A 19,054-nucleotide genomic window follows, 5' to 3' on the forward strand; every position below is an offset into this window, starting at 1 on the left:
GTTATGCTGCGCGACTTACCTTTCGTCGCCAAGATGAGGAGAGCAACGTGAAAGCACGGGTAAAATGGACCGATGGCCGCCAGTTTGTGGCGGAATCCGGTAGCGGACACAGCGTTGTGATTGATGGCCCACCCGATCACGGTGGTCGCAACACCGGCCCTCGGCCGATGGAAATGCTGTTGATGGGCATGGGCAGTTGCACCGCCTTTGATATCTTGAACATTCTTGATAAGGCCCGCGCAGATGTCACCGACTGCGTTGCCGAGCTGGACGCCGAGCGCGCCGACGAAGTGCCCTCTGTGTTTACCAAGATTCACGTCCACTTTGTCGTTACAGGCCGCAGCCTGAAAGAAAAGCAGGTACAACGGGCGGTAGAGCTGTCCGCGGAGAAGTATTGCAGCGCCTCGATCATGCTCGTCAACGGCGGCGTCGAGATTACTCACTCCTTCGAGATTGTCGAAGCTTGACCCCCACGCCGCGACACCTTCACTCAGGTTCAAAAAAAATCGTCTGGCCGGATGCAACCCTCGCCTCGGGCGGGCATAATACGCCCGCTTGTTTCTCCCCCTACTGCGGTAGTGCGGGGCCGCTCGATGAATGGCGGCTGCGTCAGCACGGTGACAAGTGTTTATCGGTTCCGGCGCTGGATCGTCGGGGTGTCTTCATCTGCCATAGGGAGGTTCGGAAGTGTCAGATAATCTCCGACTCCACGGGTTCAACAACCTGACAAGCTCGTTGAGCTTCAATATTTACGACATCTGTTACGCCAAAACCGAAGAGCAGCGTGCGGCTTATATCGATTATATCGATGAGCTTTACAACGCCGAACGTTTGACGCAGATTCTCAAGGACGTGACCAATATTATCGGCGCTCATGTGCTGAATATTTCGCGTCAAGATTACGAGCCCCACGGCGCAAGCGTGACCATCCTGATCGCCGAACACGAGCTGGATGAGCCAACACCTGGACAAACCGAACCAGGCCCAGGCCCGCTACCGGAAACCGTGGTGGCCCACCTGGATAAGAGCCATGTGACGGTACAACAGCTACCCGGAGTCACACCCTGACAACGGCATCAGCACCTTCCGTCTGGATATCGATGTCTCGACCTGTGGGCATATCAGCCCGCTGAAAGCGCTGAACTACCTGATCCATAGTTTTGATTCCGATATCGTGACCATGGATTACCGCGTGCGCGGCTTTACGCGGGATGTGGATGGCAAAAAGCTGTTTATTGACCACGACATCACCTCGATCCAGGACTACTTGGCGGAAGACACCAAGCAGGCCTATCAGATGATCGACGTGAACGTGTATCAAGAGAACATGTTCCACACCAAGATGCTGCTGAAAGACTTCGAACTCTGGATAACTACCTGTTCGGCACCTCTCGCCGCGACATCACCTTTGAAGAAGCGCGGGATATCGAAAGCCGCCTACGTAAAGAGATGCTGGAGATATTCTACTCCCGTAATCTCGATTAAGGCGTTGCCTTAAGCAAGCTATGAAGCCACCGAAAAGCTGCCCGCGGGCAGCTTTTTTTATGCGCTTTGTTGATACGGCTAGTAAAAACCTGCCTCGCCCTCAGGACGGGTTTTAAAGCGTCGATGCAGCCATAGGTACTGCTCGGGGTGCTTGCGAATCGCCCGCTCGATGAAGGCATTTACCCGCGTAGCATCGGCCAGTTCATCGCCGCTAGGGAAATCTTCAAAGGCGGGCAAACACTCAATGGTGTAGGTGCGATTATCCGGATTACGGTGGAACATTAGCGGCACCACAGGGGCGCCCGTCATGCGGGCAATTTTGGCCGTAAGACGAATCGTCGCCGCTTGCTGACCAAATAGCGACGCAAAGACGCTCACATCGCGGCCGAAATCCTGATCCGGTGAGTACCACACGATGTGCCCCGCTTTGATGCGGCGCACCACGCCGCGCAGGTCATGGCGATCAATGGCTTGGCCAAAGATGCGTGAACGTGCTCGGGTCATGAATCGCTCGAACAGCGGGTTGTTATGGGGGCGGTAAACCACATCTGCCGGGAAGAACAGCGAGTGCAACGCCCCGCCTAAGTCCAGCGTCGAAAAGTGGATACCCACCACCAGCACGCCTTTGCCCTGGGCTTTAGCGCGTGCAAGGTGCTCTTGGCCGTGATAGGCCACTCGATGACGCAGCCCTTCGGCATCACGACACCAGCCAGTTGCGGTTTCAACCAAACCGATCCCGTTGGCAATGAATGTCTCTTTGACCAGTTGGCGCTGCTCGTCGGCGCTTTTTTCTGGAAAGCAGAGCGCGATGTTCGTGGCGGTGATGTGCCGACGGCGCTTCACGAAGCGCCACGCCAGCAGGCCAATCGCTTTACCTACCCAGAGCTTCAACCGCCAGGGGAGCCACGCGGCCACATACATTAGGCCAATCGCCAGCCATGTCGGCCAGTAGCGAGGGTGCGCAAAGGAGCGCGGATAAGACGCTTTTGACATACAGATAACCGTTTAAACGTGAGCCCCATGATAGCGCCGAGGAGCCCTGGGAAGCACACCGGTCAGCAGCGTATAGCTGATGGTATCGCAGTAGCGGGCCACCTCGTCCACCGGCAGCACACTGCCATTGCTAGCAGTGCCCCAGAGCACCACTTCACTGCCAATCGCGGCATCAGGCACGTCGGTAACGTCCACCGTCAGCATATCCATCGAGACCTTACCGGCAATGGGGCAGCGCTGGCCGTTGACCAGTACCGGTGTACCATCGACCGCGTGGCGGTCATAGCCATCGCCATAGCCTGCGGCGACTACGGCAATTTTAGAGGGTCTCTTGGCCTTCCAGCGGCCGCTATAGCCCACCTGCTCCCCCTCCGCCAACTCGCGCAACGCAATAATTTCTGAGCGTAATGTCATCACCGGGCGTAGCTGCTGGGTGATCTCGTTGGGCACTTCCAGCGGGTCGCTGCCATAGAGCATCACGCCGGGGCGATTCCAGTCACCATGTGCGGCAGGCCATGCCAGCGTCGCCGGGGAGTTGGCCAGACACAGCGGTGCCTTCAGCTTGGCAGCCAGCGCTTTTAGCGTATTCATCTGGCGGTTGAAGTAGCTAGGATCTTTCGCATCGGCGGTGGCAAAGTGGCTCATCAGATGCAGCGCCGTTACCTGCGGCGCATCCACCAAACGCTGCCAAACACTGGTCGCCTCCTCCGGCGAGAACCCCAAACGGTGCATCCCCGAATCCACCTTTAACCAAACTGGAATAGGCTGCCGTGGCGAATACGCCAGCAGCGCTTCGACCTGCCACGCACTGTGCACACTGATCCATAAACGGTGCTGATCGACCAGCGCCAGCTCATCGGCACTGAAAATACCCTCTAACAGCACAATGGGCGCTTTGATGCCTCCTTCGCGCAGGCTCAGCGCCTCTTCGATGCAGGCCACTGCAAATGCCGGAACGTCCGTTTCTAAGGCACGGGCACAAGCCAGTGCACCGTGGCCGTAGGCATCGGCTTTAATGACGGCAACTGAGCGACTTTGTGGGGCGCAGCGGCACGCCAGTTGATAGTTGTGACGCAGCGCGTCCAAATCAATATGGGCCACTAACGGGCGCATGGCTCTCTCACTTACTAGGTCACTGACCGGCGTACTTGCCGGACTGAGCGGAGTCACTCAGTAATGTATGAATGAAAATGGTTCGCCCTAAAAACAGCGCACCGAGCAGATAACTCGGTGCGCTATTTAATACTTCCGTTGGGCTTGTCGGAAGCAGCTGGTTTAACTCTCGACCCGGAATTAACTCTCGAAAATCGCGTCGAGGGAAAGCCCCTGTTTTTCCAGGGAGCGGCGCAGCTTCTTTAACGCTTCTACCTGAATTTGTCGAACGCGCTCCCGCGTTAGGCCAATCTCGGCACCCACTTCTTCCAGCGTTGCTGCCTCGTGACCGCGTAAACCGAAACGGCGTACCACGACTTCGCGCTGTTTTTCGCTTAGCTCATCCAGCCAGTGGTCTACGTGTTCGCGCACGTCGCCATCCACCAAACACGCTTCCGGCCCCAGCACCTCATCGTCGGTGAGCGTATCAATCAGCGGCTTATCGCTGTCGCCGCCCATGGGAGAATCCACCGACGACACCCGCTCGTTAAGCCCCAGCATTTTCTTAACTGTCTCGACCGGTTTATCAAGATGCTCAGCGATCTCTTCGGCGGTAGCTTCGTGATCCAGCTTTTGAGTCAGCTCACGGGCAGCACGCAGATAAATGTTGAGCTCTTTCACCACGTGAATCGGCAGACGAATAGTACGCGTCTGGTTCATCAGCGCACGCTCTATCGTTTGGCGAATCCACCACGTGGCGTAAGTAGAGAAGCGGAAGCCCCGTTCGGGGTCAAACTTCTCCACCGCCCGAATCAAACCAAGATTACCTTCCTCGATTAAATCGAGCAGCGTTAAGCCTCGGTTCAGGTAGCGTCTGGCAATCTTGACCACTAGACGCAGGTTAGACTCAATCATCCTTGAGCGGCCAAGCGCATCGCCTTTACGCGCTAGGCGGCCATAGTACACTTCTTCTTCCGGCGTCAGCAGCGGAGAAAAGCCAATTTCGTTAAGGTAGATCTGTGTCGCATCCAAGCTTTGAGTCGATTGACGGTCTTCACGGCCCAGCGCTTTTTCAAACGCCTCCTCCTCTGCCGGGCGTCGTCGTCAGCGTCATCTAACGCCTCTTCAACCTCATCCAGATCAATCTCCTGTAGGTCCTTCTCCAGCATACTCATGGTCATACCCCCGTTGTCTCGCCTAACCGCCATTTAGAAAAGTAAGGGTGGTCGCACTCCCTGTGCGCATACACCTTATTGTTATATGACGCTCTAATTCAGCTATGCGGGTTGCCCTAGCAGGCTTGACACGTTACACCTGCTAGGTAATGACTAGCGCGATGGCAGATAGTCCAACGGATTTTGCGGCTGACCATCGCGGCGCACCTCAAAATGCAGTTTGACGGCATCTGCATCGCTATCGCCCATCGTGGCGATGACTTCACCAGCCTCGACGACATCATTCTCTTTGACGCTTAAACTATCATTATGTGCATACGCGCTGAGAAACTGATCGTTATGTTTCAGTAGTATTAGGTTACCGTAGCCACGTACACCGCTACCGGCATAGACCACAATACCAGGGCCTGCTGCACGAATAGGTTGCCCCTTTTGCCCAGCGATATCAATCCCTGCTGTAATGCTGCCTCCCTGCCCAAACTCACCGATGACCTGACCATCGGTTGGCCATTGCCAATCGATGTTTTCGGCAGGCGTAAAGGTACGCGACGAGCGATCGGTGCGGACGGTTTGAGTGGGCTGAGCGGCAGGTTCCGGCTCAGCGGCAGGTTCCGGCTCAGTGGCAGGTTCCGGTTCTGGGGTCGGTTCAGGCGTGGGCGCTGGCTCCTGCGCGGGCTGGGCTGGCGGCTGTTGATTAGTGGATTCAACCGGGGCATTAGCAGCGGCAGCTACCTGCTGGGATGCTTCCACAGCCGTGCGCTCAGCCCGCTCGGCGGTTAGGCGCTGGTTGCGCTCGATGGCACTCTCGTCCGGCAGCAGCCAGTCGAGCTCCTGGTCATTGCTTGCCACGGCAGTGGCTTGTGGTTGCAGCCCCGTAGCAACGGCACCGCTGGTCGAAGCGGGTGACGCGTTGCCGCCAGACGAAGTCGACATACCTCCCGCGCCTTCACGCAAAGCGATGGTTTGACCAGGATAAATTTGGTAAGGCGCATCGATATTGTTGATGGCGGCGAGCTGGCGATAGTCCAGATTGTGCTGCCACGCGATGCCATAGAGAGTATCGCCTGCTTTAACGGTGTACTGTGGTGAGTTTTCCACCGCACGGCGTGCGTCGCTCAAATCGCGCACCTGCGGGGTGTTGGACTGCTGACTGGCACAGCCACTCACCGCCAGTGCAAGCACCGTCATCATAAAAACCTTACGCATGGAAACCCTACTCCTGTTCAACGCCGTGCTAACGATCAATGGAACGATTATCTGTCGAGTGATGCTGGGCATGAGTGGCCGCACGACGGTTGAGCGCTACGACGAGTAGCGCACCGACGACCATCAACGTTATCACGCCAGTTACCTGTGCCGACGCCCCTGTCAGCACGGCGTAATCGCTGGGTAATAGATAGCGATAATCCAGCGGAATCATTTGCCCATCGGGACCTAGCTGGTAGCGTAACAGCTCACGCCAGGGCCAGAGAACCGGTAGCGAGCCAACAATAAAGCCCAACAATAGCTGTAGTGTCGCGCCATGGTAGCGCCGCAATAGCCACGAAAGCAGTCGTGAAGAGAGCGCCAACCCGATGATGCACCCCACTCCAAACAGCATGATAATGCCAAGATCGAAGCTGCGAATAGCCCCCATGATGGTGCCGTAGAGCCCCATCGGTGAGCAATAAAAAGCTGCCGGATACGCCGGGCAGCAACATGGCACTGATCGCAATGGAACCCGCCAGGATGACGACCAGCGACTCGTTACCCACCATGAGTACCAGCGGCATTAGGCTCGGCAACCATTCGGCAAGCATCAGGCCAATGAGCAGCGGCAGCAAGTACCAAATTTTCCATCGTTCTCCAGCCTGCCCAACCACCAGTGCCGAGGCCGCTACAAGCCCGAAAAAGAACCCCTCCAACAGCAGCGGTTGCGCCTCCATTAGCCACAGCGCTAAGTGAGCCACACTCACCAAACTGACCGCAACACCCAGCAGTAGCGGTATTAGAAACGCCAAGTTCAGGTGCCGACTTAATCCCACCCAGCCCCCGCGACGCCAAGCGCCAAAGGCGGTAGGGCCAAAATGTTTAATAGTGTTGATTAACTCTTCATAAATACCGGTAATAAAGGCAATCGTGCCTCCCGATACGCCAGGTACTGCATCGGCAGCGCCCATCCCAGCGCCGTTTAAAACCAGTCCTATGGGTCGACGCTTCAATCCACCACTCCTTGCAATAGGGGTACAAAACGCACGGGTTCAAGCCTGCGTTTTTCAAAGGCAGAGCCAATACGCTTAATTTGGGTAAGCCACTGGCTGCCATCTGACTCTTCCAGCGGTGCAATAAGCACACCGTCATAACTCAGCTGTTCAAGTAATACTTCCGGCAGCGTTTGCGCGCAGGCCGTGAGCAAAATAACGTCAAAGGGCGCAGCTTCCGGCCAGCCTTCGCTGCCGTCGGCCACAGCTAATGTCGCTGGGGCACCTAGCCGCCATAGCCGCTCTCTGCTCGCTCGTGCAGCGTATAGATTCGCTCCACGGAGTAAAGCGTTTCTACTAGGCGCGACAAAATCAGCGTTTGATAACCTGAACCAGTCCCCACTTCCAGCACGCGCTGGGGCGACGTGCGAAGTACCAGCTCGGTCATGCGCGCGACGGTTAGCGGCTGGGAAAGCGTTTGGCCGAAGCCAATGGGCAGTGCGGTGTCTTCATAAGCGCGATGGGCCAGCGCTTCGTCGACGAACAGATGGCGAGGCTCGCTGGCCATGACGTCCAGTACGCGCGGGTCGCTCACGCCTTGCTGGACCAGGCGCTCGATCATACGATCTCGAGTGCGCTGAGAGGTCATGCCCCGCCCGCGCAGCTCCCTAGGGGATAGCTCAGGCAAAGGCATCCAACCAATCCTGCACATCACGACGCGCCGGGTGGCGCGTTAAATCAGTTTGCAGTGGCGTAATCGATACATAGCCTGCATCGACGGCGGCAAAGTCAGTATCCTCTCCGTCATCCGCATTCGCCGCCACAGGCGCGATCCAGTAGCGCGTACGCCCCCGGGGGTCTTTGACGGGCACCGGTTTTTCTGCGGGCCCGCGATAGCCGAGACGCGTGACCTTGACGCCCTTGATCGCTTCCCAGGGAACGTCCGGCACGTTCACGTTCAGCAGCGTGCGCGGCGGCAGCGAGAGCTGGTCGGCCGCGCCGATCAAGCTGGCAGCAAACTTGGCTGCCGTGGCAAAGTGCTGGGTGCCGCATAGCGACATGGCAATCGCCGTCATACCTAGATTACGCCCCTCCATCGCGGCGGCGACCGTGCCTGAATAAAGCACGTCATCACCGAGGTTACTGCCGTGGTTAATCCCTGAAATGACCAAATCAGGACGCTCATCCCACACCCCATTCACGCCTAAATAGACGCAGTCGGCCGGAGTGCCGTCCACACTATAAAAGCCGTTGTCTAACGCCGTCAGCACAAGCGGACGAGATAGCGTCAGCGAATTACTGGCCCCGCTACGGTCACGGTCAGGGGCAACCACGCGTAGGTTAGCGTGGGGTGTTAGTGCCTCGTAAAGTGCTCTAAGGCCGGGGGCATGAACACCGTCATCGTTGGCAAGCAGCAGTCGCCGCATCAGAATCTCCTCACCTCAGCGTTAAGCCATGTCGGGATGATGAATTAACTCGCCAATGACCGCCGTGGCAAAGCTGCCTCGCGGCAGGGCAAACGAGAGTAGCACGGCGTCTGCTTCGAAGGTTATTTGCGGTGCAATAAGCCGGGCGCGTAGCGCACGCTGCCCGCGCTTGACGCCGCTTTTTTCAAGCCCTTCACACAGTGCAGGGTGCTGAGCGGCGAGCTGCGCTTCATAAGCCCCAGCATCTCCTTCAGCCGAGCGGCCAACGCCCCACAGCACGCCGGTTGGGTGAACGTCTAGCGCAACGGCGCGCTCCACCAAACTCTCCTCCACCGCCTCAATGCCAAACACACTTTGGGTGCCATCAAGCATGAGAGCATCGCCAGCGATGGGCTGGCACCAGTTACCATCCTTCAGCCGCACGCTAAGCAGCTCGTTGAACAGAAAGCTGCGCGCAGTGGAGAGCATCATGCCCTGCCGGTCGTCGCGCTTGCGCCAGCCTTTCGCCAGCACGGCGGCGGCACGCTGTAAGTTGCGCGCCCCTGTGCCAAAGCGCTGATGGCCGAAATAGTTGGGCACGCCCTGAGCGCAGAGTGTTTCCCAGGCGTGGCAAAAATCCGGCCGACTGAACCGCCTCACCGCTCAGGCGTAGCGTAAAGTGGTTAGTGCGATGCACGCCCCGCTTTAGCTTACGTGGGTGGCGCGCCTGCTCAAGTACCGTAACCCCCAGCGCTGCCAAAGAAGCCGACAAATCCGCCGGGGCATCGCGCCCTGGCAAATGGACGCTTAACCATTGGCGAGCCACCGCGACCCGATCTTTCATGCCGGAATAGCCAATATCTCTAGGCGTGACGCCACACAGTCGGCTTAGCTGTTTCACCATATCTAACGTGGTTTGGTTACGCTTTTCAAGCCGCAGCCACAGGTGTTCACCATGAGCTTCCGGAGTAAAATCAAGCTGCTCATCGACGATAAAGTCTTCCGGCTGAGCACGGTACTGCCCTGGCGCGGGCACGCCGAAAGCGGGCGTTAGGCTACGATGCCATGGGGGTAGGTTAAGCACTCAGCGCCTCTGGGGCCGTCAGCAGTACCACCGCCTCTGCGGCAATGCCTTCACCGCGCCCGGTGAAGCCAAGGCGCTCAGTAGTGGTGGCTTTGACGTTTACCTGGCCAAGACTAATTCCTAAATCTTCAGCGATGACGGCGCGCATAGCGTCAATATGGGGAGCCATTTTGGGCGCCTGGGCCATTAACGTTGCATCCAGATTCACCACGCGATACCCCTCGCTACGCACCAGGGTTACCACATGGCGCAGCAGGCCACGGCTGTCAGCACCAGCCCAGGCGGGGTCGGTATCCGGGAAGTGACGGCCGATATCCCCCAGCGCCAGGCACCCAGTAGCGCATCGCTGATCGCGTGGAGCAGTACGTCGCCATCAGAGTGGGCCACAAAACCGTGGTCAAACGGCAGCTTAACGCCGCCAATCATTAAATGGTCACCTGGCCCAAAGCGGTGCACGTCAAAACCGTGGCCAATTCTCATTAGGTACTCCTGTTGCTGGCGGTTGCCGACTGGGCGGCCAGAATGGCAGCCGCCAGGGCTAAGTCGTCAGGGTGGGTCACTTTTAGATTATCTCGGCGTCCGCTCACTAGCCGTGGCGCCTCGCCCAGCGCTTCTACCGCCGAGGCTTCATCAGTGACCACCGTGCCGGTTTGCTGAGCCTGCTCAAGCGCATGGCGTAGCAGCGAGTAACGGAAACTCTGTGGCGTCAGCGCGTGCCATAGGCCATCCCGCGGTTCGGTAATTTGGCTGAGCTGGTCACCGTTATCGCGCTTCATGGTATCCGCCACCGGCATTGCCAGAAGCGCACCGCCTGAGTGTGTCTGCGCTGCTTGATAGAGCGCGTGGAGATCATCACGAGTAATGCACGGACGCGCGACATCGTGCACCATCACGAGGTCTGAGCCCTCGGCGGTCATCGCTTGCAAAGCGTTTAATACGCTATGCATACGCTCAGCACCGCCTGACACACGCTGCCACTGCGCAAAAGGCACCCAGGTGGGGTCGAACCAGCGGTCGTCGCTGTCTAGGCAAAGTACCAACCGCGCCTGCGGAAAAGCGGCGTGAAGCCTTGCCAAGGTGTGGGCCAGAATGGGCTGATTGTTCAACGTCAAATACTGTTTAGGCTTATCGGCCCCCATACGTCTGCCCTGCCCCGCTGCAGGAACGACGAGCCATAGTGTGTTACTCATTCTGCGGCGCCTTCACTGCTCGGTGGTATAGCTCCAGGCAGGGAAACCAGCCCCGCATTGATTCCCACTAGCTCGTTTTTGATGGCAACACCGGGCACCCAATAAAATTGTTCATCGGTGCGCACCATTCCCATATCGCTACGGGCGCGCTCTTCAATGGCATCGAGTCCCGTTTTTAAGTCAGTGACTTCCGCTGCGAGCCTTGCATTGCGCTCACGCATTGGCACGTTATCGGCTTCCTGCACGGCAACGCGTTGCTCTACCTCCTGGAGGTCTTGCCAGCCGCCGTTTCCCAGCCACAGCTGGTACTGCAGCAATCCAGAGCGGCAAGCAGTATCACCACAAGCCATTTGTGCATCACAGAGATCCTTTGTGAAAGCGAGAACGGCGCGCATTATGCCATTAAGGGCGATAGGCAGCGAGCCGCAGCGCTGTGGGAATTATTTAAACGGTAAGGCATCTTCGGCGGCACGGCGATAGGCCATGATATGGGCAGCCTCTTCTTGGCAAAACTGCGCGACCCCTGCGGCAAGCCCTGGATGGGCCACATAGTGCAGCGAGCGAACCCGCTGCGGTGCAAAGCCCCTTACCAGTTTATGCTCGCCCTGGGTGCCAGGGTCAAATAGGGTTAGCCCCTTGGCTAGGCAGTAGTCGATACCTTGGTAGTAGCAGGCTTCGAAATGCAGGCAGTCCGCGATGATTTCACTGCCCCAGTAGCGTCCATAAAGAGTGTGTGCACCGCGAAAATAGAGCGCAGCGGCCACGGGCCTGCCCTCCAAACGCACCTGCACCAACATCAGCGCCTCGGGCATTACTTGGCCGTAAGCGTTCAAAGAAGACGTGATTAAGATAGGGTGGTCGGCCACGCTCATGATATGTAATGGTGTAGCAGCGATAGAAGTGCGCCATATCGACATCACTAATCGCAGCACCTTCCAGACGATGCAGCGTAAGGCCCTGATCAGCGACTAACCGCCGCTCACGCTTTATCATTTTGCGACGCTTTGAGGTCAGACTAGCTAAAAAGCCGTCAAAATCGCCGACACCTCGGTCTCGCCACTGAAACTGTACCCCTTCTCGCGCAATTAGCTCAGGACACTGGCGCTGCCACGCCTCGACCTCTGGCTCCTCGGCAAACAGCAAGTGCCAACTGGAAAGCCCCACCTCATCGCACTGCTGTTTCCAACCGATGGCTAACTGCTCACGGACAGCGGCAGTATCGGTATTCGCGGCTATCAGTGCTCGGGGGCCAGGCGCGGGCGTAAAAGGAATAGCGCTTAGCCCTTTGGGGTAGTAGTCGCCACCTGCCCGCTCCAGCGCCTCCGCCCACCCCCAATCAAACACATATTCGCCATAGGAGTGGTCCTTGCGGTACATGGGCAGCGCCCCGACCAATCGGGAATCTTGCCAAACGCATAAATGGCAAGGCACCCAGCCAGTAGCTGCACTCACCGAACCGCTCGCTTCAAGTGCAGCCAAAAAGGCATGGCGTAAAAAGGGCTGCTCTTCACTCACCAGCGCATCCCACTGGCTTGCCGCAACGGTATCAATCGCAGGTAGAATGGTAAGGGACAGCGAGTGTGAACGCATAACATCTCCCATGGCACACTGGCATAGGTTGTGAATCGTTTACTGTACCATCAAGGCCATGACAGCGTACCAACCACCTTGTTTTGCTTACGTCTTTTGGACCGATAAACACTGCACCCACGCGCAATGAAACCAGCACTGTCAATAACGGATGATTCCAAGGAGAGGCTATGAAGCGCGACCTGACGAGTATGTTTAATTCTCAGCGTCATACGGCTGGCCAAGCGCCATTTCCAACGTTAGGGGTGCGCCGAGAACGTTTGGCCCGCTTAGCCAAAATGACGAAGCGCCATCAGCAAGAGATCGTGCGAGCAATCCAAACCGACTTTGGCCAGCGTAGCGACGTAGAAATACACCTTGTTGAAATTAGCGCTGTGCTGCAAGCAATTCGCCATGCACGCCGCCACTTATGGCACTGGATGCGCCCTCGCCGAGCAGGCGTACCTTGGAAAATGTGGCCCGCTCGTGCTCACGTTGCCCCTCAGCCCCTTGGCATTGTGGGAGTGATGTCCTCCTGGAACTACCCTTGGCATCTTGCTTTGATGCCGGTGGTAGATGCGTTCGCCGCAGGTAATACGGTACTGGTAAAGCCCAGTGAGCAGGCGCCACATACCAGCGCTCTATTGGCCAAACTGGTGCCTCAATACTTCACCGACGAAGAGTTTGGCGTGGTGGAAGGTGGCGCTGATATCGCCACAGCATTTAGCGCGCTGCCGTTTGATCACTTGCTCTTTACCGGCTCACGCGCAACGGGCCGCCAAGTAGCCGCTGCCGCGGCAACCCACCTCACCCCCGTCACGCTGGAGCTGGGTGGCAAATCACCTGCGCTTGTCGCGGGTGACGCTGATTTAGAACAGGCGGCCGCCGCGATTATCTTTGGCAAAGTCATGAATGGGGGACAATCCTGCAGAGCGCCGGACTATGTACTGGTTGAGAGCCGCCACCTTGACGCCCTTACTCACGCTTTAGAGCGAGCCATCCAACATCCCCGCCAAACGCAACAGAGGCCACCGGCTATGTGGGCGATGTCCACCAAGCGCGCATCAAGCAGCTATTGGATGAAGCACGCGACCACGGCTGCCGTGTAATTGACCAAGGCACCCATTCCCCCGCGCTCGTCATCGACCCGCACCAGGGTTTAGCGCTAATGCAGGAGGAGATTTTTGGCCGCATCCTGCCGCTTATTAGCGTTAAGCAAATGGACGACGCCATTCGTTTTATTAATGCTCGCCCTCACCCACTCGTTCTCTACGCGTTCACCCGTAACAAGGCGCTCCAGGAATCCCTTCGTCATACCACCCGCTCTGGTGCGCTGGTGTTTAATGAGACGCTGCTGCACCACGCCTTTTCCTCTTTGCCCTTTGGAGGCGTTGGTGAAAGCGGCATGGGGGCTTACCCGGCCGTCACGGTTTTGAACGTTTTAGCCATTTGCGCGGCGTCTTTTATCAATCCCAGCGCCCCACCAGCCGGTGGTTAAGCCCCCCTTATCGACGTTGGTTGCTGAAATTACTCGGGCTTGACTAAAGCTATTAAGCTAATGTCCGATATTCACTGAATACGCCTTATAGTTACAGGCCACTACGTTTAGTAAACATTATGCAAGCCGCCGACCTACCTAATCATGAAACACAGCGCCTGACGGCCTTGCATGCACTCAATGTTCTCGATACACCTGCCGACACAGCCTTTGATCGCATCACTGAGCTGGCCTGCGAACTGTTTGATGTGCCGATTGCTTTAGTATCGTTGGTTGATAAAGAGCGCCAATGGTTTAAAGCTCACAGCGGGCTTGAGGCCTATGAAACCAACCGTGATATCTCATTTTGTGCTCATGCCGTAGCAGCTAATCGCCCCTTAGTCATTGAAGATACCAAAAACGACCCGCGCTTCGCTGATAACCCATTGGTATTAGAGCAGCCTCATATCCGTTTTTATGCAGGCCACCCGCTTTGCCCCAGCGATGACCAGTTACCCGTTGGTACGCTGTGCTTAATTGGTGAACAACCACGCACCTTTACTGAGCGTGATCATCGCATCCTGCACAATTTAGCCAAGCAGGTAGATGAATTGCTCCGCCAACATGGGCTTAAGGAGCGGCTTTCACGTACGGCAAAACAGCTTGAAGCACTCTTTACCAAAAGTGCGACAGGTAAACTACGCGTCGATCGGGCGGGAAATGTCATCGCCATTAATCCATTTGCACTCAACTTATTGGGCTACCAAGCTGAAGAAGTTGTCGGCAACAATGTGGGAATGCTCGCCTTCCCAGAGACCGCGGAGAAATACAATTATTTAATTAGCCGCTACTTCTCTTCTGATGCTAATGAACAGAGCGTTGGAAACGGACGCGAAACCGTGGTGCGCCACAAGCAAGGGCATCAGATTCCCGTACACTTGGTAGTAAATGCCATCCACAATGACCGTCAGGAATTTGTTGAGTTTCTGGCGATACTCACTGACCTTTCAGATATTAATAAAGCAAAACATCGCGTAAACCGGGAACGCCGCTTATTACAAGTGCTTCATCAGGGCATTACCGACTACCAGGCACTAATGTCCGGCGAGCGGCTTTGGACCTTTCTGATGGAAGCACTGCGTGAGCTAACCGACAGCGACTACGCGCTGATTGGTGAAGTACTACCAACTGAGACCACCAACGCCCTGAAAATACACGCCATTACCGATCTCTCGTGGAACAAAGAGTCCCGCGAGCTGATGGAGAAGCTGCGCAGTGGCGATATGATGCTTACCAACCCTAACTCCTTACTAGGGCAGGTTTATGCCTATGGCAACGTGGTGATTACCGATGATGTGTATAGCCATGCCAAGCGTGGCGGTTTCCCACCGGGCCACCCACGGATCAATAACTATTTGGGCGCGCCTATTTTCAACGGCGACCAGCTGATTTGGCATGTTCGCTATTGCCAACAGCCAGCAGCCTCTTAGCCAAGCGCTGCTGGACTGGCTACAGCCGTTTACCGACACCTGCGCCCTACTGATTAATCTCTATCGCCAAATGGCCGAGCGCGAACAAGTCACCAAAGACTTAGCGGCCGCACGGGATCAGGCAGAGAAAGCGAATAAGGCGAAGAGTGAATTCCTCTCTTCCATGAGCCACGAGCTACGTACCCCGCTAAATGCCATCATTGGTTTTGCCCAGTTACTCAGTAAAGGGCGACGCGACCCTCTTAGCGAGAAGCAACAGCGCCAGGTCGGCCAAATTGAGAAGAGCGGCCAACACTTGTTGAGCTTAATTAACGAAGTGCTTGATCTAGCGAAAATTGAAGCTGGGCATATGACCCTCTCCATAGAGCCGATCTCTATCGAAGGCGTCATTGAAGATGCTTGCAACACGTTAGAAGCTAATATGAATGCCACTGGCATTCAGTTAATTCGCTACCCAATAAACAGTACCTGGTCTGTTTCTGCTGACTACACCCGCACGAAACAGATACTGCTCAACCTGTTATCTAATGCCATCAAGTACAACCGCGAGCACGGCACCATTACCATTGGGGTAACGCAGCAAGATTCTGAACTACGCTGCAGCATTAGTGACACAGGACCGGGTATTGCCCCCGAGCGGCAAGAGGAACTCTTTGAGCCGTTTAATCGCCTAGACGCTGAGTACGGTACCATCGAAGGCACGGGTATTGGGCTAGCAATCACTCGAGAACTGGTTGAGCGCATGTCGGGGTGTATTGGCGTGGACAGCCAGCCGGGCAAAGGATCTACTTTCTGGTTTACGCTCCCTGTTGCCAACGTTGCCCCACTAACAGAACAGACCGCAACACGCACCTTGCCCGATGCGGAAAAAGCTCAGCGCGATTATCGGCTGCTTTATATTGAGGATAACCCCACCAACCAACGCCTGATGGAAGACATTATTGATGACTTCCCCCACGTGGACCTTCAAACCGTTAATAGTGCTGAACTCGGGCTTGAGATTATGCGTCACTCACCGCCTGATCTTGTACTTATGGATATCCACCTGCCGGGGATGAACGGCTACCAAGCCCTCGCTGCCATACAAAACGATACGCAACTGAAGCATATTAATGTAGTTGCGCTCTCTGCCAATGCGATGGAACGTGATTTAACCCACGGCTTAGCCGCTGGTTTTGCTGATTACCTGACCAAACCTATCGATATCGACAAGCTATCGGCAACGCTCAGCACCTATTTTTCCGCTGCACCGGCAACAGACGCACCAAGGAAGGCTCCATGATATTTATGAATAAACACCTGCTTGTTGTTGACGACAACAGCGTGAATATTGAGCTGCTTCTCGACCTATTAGACGACCATGGTTTTGACAATGTGCATGGGCTAAGCGACCCACGTCACGTACTTGCCTACTGTCAGCAGCAGTTGCCCGATTTGATTTTGCTCGATATCCGTATGCCTCATATAGATGGCTACGCGGTGATGGAGCAGCTGCAGGAACATTTTGCAGACCAGACGCCCCCTGTCATTGTACTGACCGCCCAAATTGACGACGACACCCGCCACCGGGCGCTTAAAATGGGCATTCGTGACTTCCTTACCAAACCGTTTAAGCACGATGAAGTGCTACAACGCATTCGTAATACGCTTGATGTCGAGCATCGCTACCAGGTTCGCGATAAACAAGCAGAAACCCTGGAGCAAATGGTTGCCAAGCGGACAGAAGAGCTTGATCACCAGTCACGCACCGACCCCATCACACAGCTACCCAACCGGCGGGCACTGTCACAGCTATTGCAAGAAGCCGCTCAACGAGGGCACGGCACTGGGCTGCTGTTTATTGCTTTGGATCACTTGGACGATGCGGTTCGACTCCCTGGCTACGGTATTGCAGACCAGTTAATGATGCATATCAGCCACCGCTTAAACGCCCAATTATCCCCTAAATGTACATTAGGGCTCTGGGGCGGCAGCGAGCTACTGGTGATCACCCAAAGTGCTGAGCTTACCGAGCTACGGCAGTTAGCCTCTCGTCTACTAAGCTGTTTCGACCATGACCAGACGCTGGGCGATTTACTGCTACCGCTCAACGCCCGCATGGGTATTAGCTGGTCCCATGGCCATTTTGAAACCGAGCGACTTGTGCACATGGCCGCCCTAGCCCTGCCCCAAAACGGCTCTTTACGTATCCAAAACTACAACGAAACTCTGGAAACCCAGCAGCGTCATCGCCTACACCTGCAACAGGCGGTTCGCGGGGCAACCCAACGGGGGGAAATGTCACTGGCGTTTCAGCCCAAGCTATCGCTCGCCACCCAGCAAGTCATCGGCGCGGAAGCCCTGCTCCGCTGGTACCATCCAGAACTTGGTCATGTGTCACCTGCAGATTTCATCCCCCTTGCCGAGGCAAGCGGTGATATTCTCTCCATTGGTGAGTGGGTGCTAGAAGAGGCCATGCGCTATATTGTGCAGTGGCGCCAGCAAGGGCTTCTTAATGACCGCTTCCATATTGCGGTTAACGTGGCGGCCCGCCAGCTGGCACGTAAGGATTTTGCTCAAAACCTACTAACACGCTTAGCTAAGCACAACATTCCTGAGCGCTTTTTTGCTTTAGAGGTCACCGAATCCGGCCTGCTCAGCGATATGCACAACGCGCGCATCCAGTTAGCTCAATTGACCGAAGCAAAGATTGCTGTTGCCATCGATGATTTTGGTACCGGGCACTCCTCGCTGGCTTATGTAAAGACACTACCTTTTTCAACCCTAAAGATTGACCGCGCCTTTGTGCTGGACTTGGAAAAAGACACGGTGGATCGCCAACTGGCTCTGACCATCACCCAGTTAGCCCATGCAGTAGGCTGTAATGTGGTGGCTGAAGGCATCGAAACCGCAGCTCAAGCAGACTACTTACGTTCTATTGGTTGCGAAGCTGCACAGGGGTATTACTATGCTCGTCCGTTGCCCGCCGATGAGTTTTATCGCTGGTGCTCTAACTGGACCCCCCCGTCCCACCTCACCACTGCCACGGAGTCTGTTAATGGCGCATGACCTGCTAGACCGCTTACGGGAACGCTTAGAAGAGTTGAACCGCTCAGAGCGCAAAGTCGCGAACGTAATTTTGGAAGACCCCACCGCGGCCACCAGCCTGAGCATCGCAAGCCTTGCCCAGGCAGCTAGTGTCAGCGAGCCGACCGTTAACCGTTTCTGCCGTAACTTTGGCGCCAAAGGCTACCCGGATTTTAAAATCAAACTGGCCCAAAGCTTGGCGGGGGGCACGCCCTACGTCACCCGCGCCGTTGAGCCCGGCGATACTGCCACGCAGTACACCCATAAAATCTTTGGGGCCACCATTGCCGCGCTGGACGAAGCCCAGCGGGAAGTGGATATGGCCGCCGTCGAGCGGATGGTGGATTATCTGACGCAGGCCAAGCAGATTCACTTTTTTGGGCTGGGTGCGTCAGGTGCCGTGGCGCAAGACGCGCAGCATAAGTTTTTCCGCTTTAACCTGCCGGTCATGGCCTATGTAGACGTGCTGATGCAGCGCATGGTAGCCGCCGCCTGCCACACCGGCGATGTCGTGGTGATCATCTCTTATACCGGACGTACCAGGGAGCTGGTGGATATCGCCAAAGTGGCCAGGGAAGCAGGCGCCGTCGTACTCGGCATTACCGCACCGAACTCTCCGCTCTCACAGGAGTGCACCGCCACACTTGAAGTCGCCACTCCAGAGGACACCGACCACTATATGCCGATGACCTCACGAGTTATTCAGCTCACCTTAATTGATGCGCTCGCCACCGGGGTAACGCTTAGGCGCGGCGAAGATTTTCTGCCGCACCTGAAAAAGATCAAAGACAGCCTGCGCGATACCCGCTTTCCAGCGGAAAAGCCCACTAAATAAGCGTCGCTAGTG

10 protein-coding genes and 9 pseudogenes are annotated in these 19,054 nt (G+C 56.2%); 6 read left to right on the forward strand and 13 right to left on the reverse strand.

Annotated elements, in window-relative coordinates; all coding sequences use genetic code 11:
• The first annotated feature begins 47 nt into the window (after positions 1 to 47).
• Positions 48 to 467 (forward strand): OsmC family protein, encoded by a 420-nt coding sequence (locus B4967_RS05905; protein ID WP_044629678.1) that lies wholly within the window; start codon positions 48 to 50, stop codon positions 465 to 467.
• Between the two features lie 220 nt (positions 468 to 687).
• Positions 688 to 1,485, forward strand: a pseudogene (speD, locus tag B4967_RS05910) (adenosylmethionine decarboxylase).
• Between the two features lie 78 nt (positions 1,486 to 1,563).
• Here speD and lpxL read toward each other — a convergent pair.
• The 13 genes and pseudogenes from lpxL to B4967_RS05970 all read right to left on the reverse strand — a co-directional run bounded on the left by lpxL (position 1,564) and on the right by B4967_RS05970 (position 12,195).
• Positions 1,564 to 2,478 (reverse strand): LpxL/LpxP family Kdo(2)-lipid IV(A) lauroyl/palmitoleoyl acyltransferase, encoded by a 915-nt coding sequence (gene lpxL, locus B4967_RS05915; protein ID WP_083024188.1) that lies wholly within the window; start codon positions 2,476 to 2,478, stop codon positions 1,564 to 1,566.
• Between the two features lie 12 nt (positions 2,479 to 2,490).
• Positions 2,491 to 3,591, reverse strand: a complete 1,101-nt coding sequence (gene alr / locus B4967_RS05920) for an alanine racemase (RefSeq protein ID WP_044630244.1) — start codon at positions 3,589 to 3,591, stop codon at positions 2,491 to 2,493.
• 180 nt (positions 3,592 to 3,771) lie between these two features.
• A pseudogene (gene rpoS / locus B4967_RS05925) lies at positions 3,772 to 4,745 on the reverse strand (RNA polymerase sigma factor RpoS).
• A 153-nt stretch (positions 4,746 to 4,898) separates the two neighbouring features.
• The gene (locus B4967_RS05930) at positions 4,899 to 5,951 is read right to left on the reverse strand and encodes a peptidoglycan DD-metalloendopeptidase family protein (protein ID WP_044630245.1); all 1,053 of its coding nucleotides are present in this window, start codon (positions 5,949 to 5,951) and stop codon (positions 4,899 to 4,901) included.
• 28 nt (positions 5,952 to 5,979) lie between these two features.
• Positions 5,980 to 6,946, reverse strand: a pseudogene (locus tag B4967_RS05935) (DUF368 domain-containing protein).
• Positions 6,943 to 7,619: pseudogene (locus B4967_RS05940) on the reverse strand (protein-L-isoaspartate(D-aspartate) O-methyltransferase). Before B4967_RS05940 ends, B4967_RS05935 begins: the two co-directional pseudogenes overlap by 4 nt.
• Positions 7,606 to 8,352, reverse strand: a complete 747-nt coding sequence (gene surE, locus B4967_RS05945; RefSeq protein WP_044630248.1) for a 5'/3'-nucleotidase SurE — start codon at positions 8,350 to 8,352, stop codon at positions 7,606 to 7,608. Before surE ends, B4967_RS05940 begins: the two are co-directional and overlap by 14 nt.
• A 21-nt stretch (positions 8,353 to 8,373) precedes the next feature.
• The gene (gene truD, locus B4967_RS18885) at positions 8,374 to 8,865 is read right to left on the reverse strand and encodes a tRNA pseudouridine(13) synthase TruD (RefSeq protein WP_243470377.1); all 492 of its coding nucleotides are present in this window, start codon (positions 8,863 to 8,865) and stop codon (positions 8,374 to 8,376) included.
• Positions 8,777 to 9,415, reverse strand: coding sequence for a tRNA pseudouridine(13) synthase TruD (gene truD, locus B4967_RS18890; protein ID WP_279384661.1), 639 nt, complete (start codon positions 9,413 to 9,415; stop codon positions 8,777 to 8,779). Before truD (B4967_RS18890) ends, truD (B4967_RS18885) begins: the two co-directional genes overlap by 89 nt.
• Positions 9,408 to 9,895: pseudogene (ispF, locus tag B4967_RS05955) on the reverse strand (2-C-methyl-D-erythritol 2,4-cyclodiphosphate synthase). The gene truD (B4967_RS18890) and the pseudogene ispF overlap by 8 nt, the downstream one beginning before the upstream one ends.
• Positions 9,895 to 10,605 carry a 2-C-methyl-D-erythritol 4-phosphate cytidylyltransferase gene (ispD, locus tag B4967_RS05960; protein WP_044630251.1) on the reverse strand — a complete coding sequence of 237 codons (711 nt, stop codon included), beginning with the start codon at positions 10,603 to 10,605 and terminating at the stop codon, positions 9,895 to 9,897. Before ispD ends, ispF begins: the two are co-directional and overlap by 1 nt.
• Positions 10,602 to 10,963, reverse strand: a pseudogene (ftsB, locus tag B4967_RS05965) (cell division protein FtsB). Before ftsB ends, ispD begins: the two are co-directional and overlap by 4 nt.
• A gap of 82 nt (positions 10,964 to 11,045) precedes the next feature.
• Positions 11,046 to 12,195, reverse strand: a pseudogene (locus tag B4967_RS05970) (GNAT family N-acetyltransferase).
• A gap of 170 nt (positions 12,196 to 12,365) precedes the next feature.
• Here B4967_RS05970 and B4967_RS05975 point away from each other — a divergent pair.
• The 4 genes and pseudogenes from B4967_RS05975 (at position 12,366) to B4967_RS05990 (ending at position 19,042) form a co-directional block, all read left to right on the forward strand.
• Positions 12,366 to 13,719: pseudogene (locus B4967_RS05975) on the forward strand (aldehyde dehydrogenase family protein).
• A gap of 72 nt (positions 13,720 to 13,791) precedes the next feature.
• Positions 13,792 to 16,423 (forward strand): annotated as a pseudogene (locus B4967_RS21200) (GAF domain-containing protein).
• Positions 16,420 to 18,189 carry a GGDEF/EAL domain-containing response regulator gene (locus tag B4967_RS05985; RefSeq protein WP_083024190.1) on the forward strand — a complete coding sequence of 590 codons (1,770 nt, stop codon included), beginning with the start codon at positions 16,420 to 16,422 and terminating at the stop codon, positions 18,187 to 18,189. Before B4967_RS21200 ends, B4967_RS05985 begins: the two are co-directional and overlap by 4 nt.
• Complete coding sequence (locus B4967_RS05990; protein ID WP_062360972.1) at positions 18,179 to 19,042, forward strand: MurR/RpiR family transcriptional regulator; 864 nt, start codon at positions 18,179 to 18,181, stop codon at positions 19,040 to 19,042. Before B4967_RS05985 ends, B4967_RS05990 begins: the two co-directional genes overlap by 11 nt.
• Positions 19,043 to 19,054: the final 12 nt, after the last annotated feature.

This window comes from Vreelandella lionensis (genome assembly GCF_002087295.1).
In the GTDB taxonomy this organism is placed as follows: domain Bacteria; phylum Pseudomonadota; class Gammaproteobacteria; order Pseudomonadales; family Halomonadaceae; genus Vreelandella; species Vreelandella lionensis.

Excerpts from the sequence above, each read along its gene's own strand:
- B4967_RS05985 (WP_083024190.1), top strand. The coding sequence starts at position 16,420 with ATGATATTTATGAATAAACACCTGCTTGTTGTTGACGACAACAGCGTG.
- lpxL (WP_083024188.1), bottom strand. The coding sequence starts at position 2,478 with ATGTCAAAAGCGTCTTATCCGCGCTCCTTTGCGCACCCTCGCTACTGG.
- alr (WP_044630244.1), bottom strand. The coding sequence starts at position 3,591 with ATGCGCCCGTTAGTGGCCCATATTGATTTGGACGCGCTGCGTCACAAC.
- surE (WP_044630248.1), bottom strand. The coding sequence starts at position 8,352 with ATGCGGCGACTGCTGCTTGCCAACGATGACGGTGTTCATGCCCCCGGC.
- ispD (WP_044630251.1), bottom strand. The coding sequence starts at position 10,605 with ATGAGTAACACACTATGGCTCGTCGTTCCTGCAGCGGGGCAGGGCAGA.
- B4967_RS05990 (WP_062360972.1), top strand. The coding sequence starts at position 18,179 with ATGGCGCATGACCTGCTAGACCGCTTACGGGAACGCTTAGAAGAGTTG.
- B4967_RS05930 (WP_044630245.1), bottom strand. The coding sequence starts at position 5,951 with ATGCGTAAGGTTTTTATGATGACGGTGCTTGCACTGGCGGTGAGTGGC.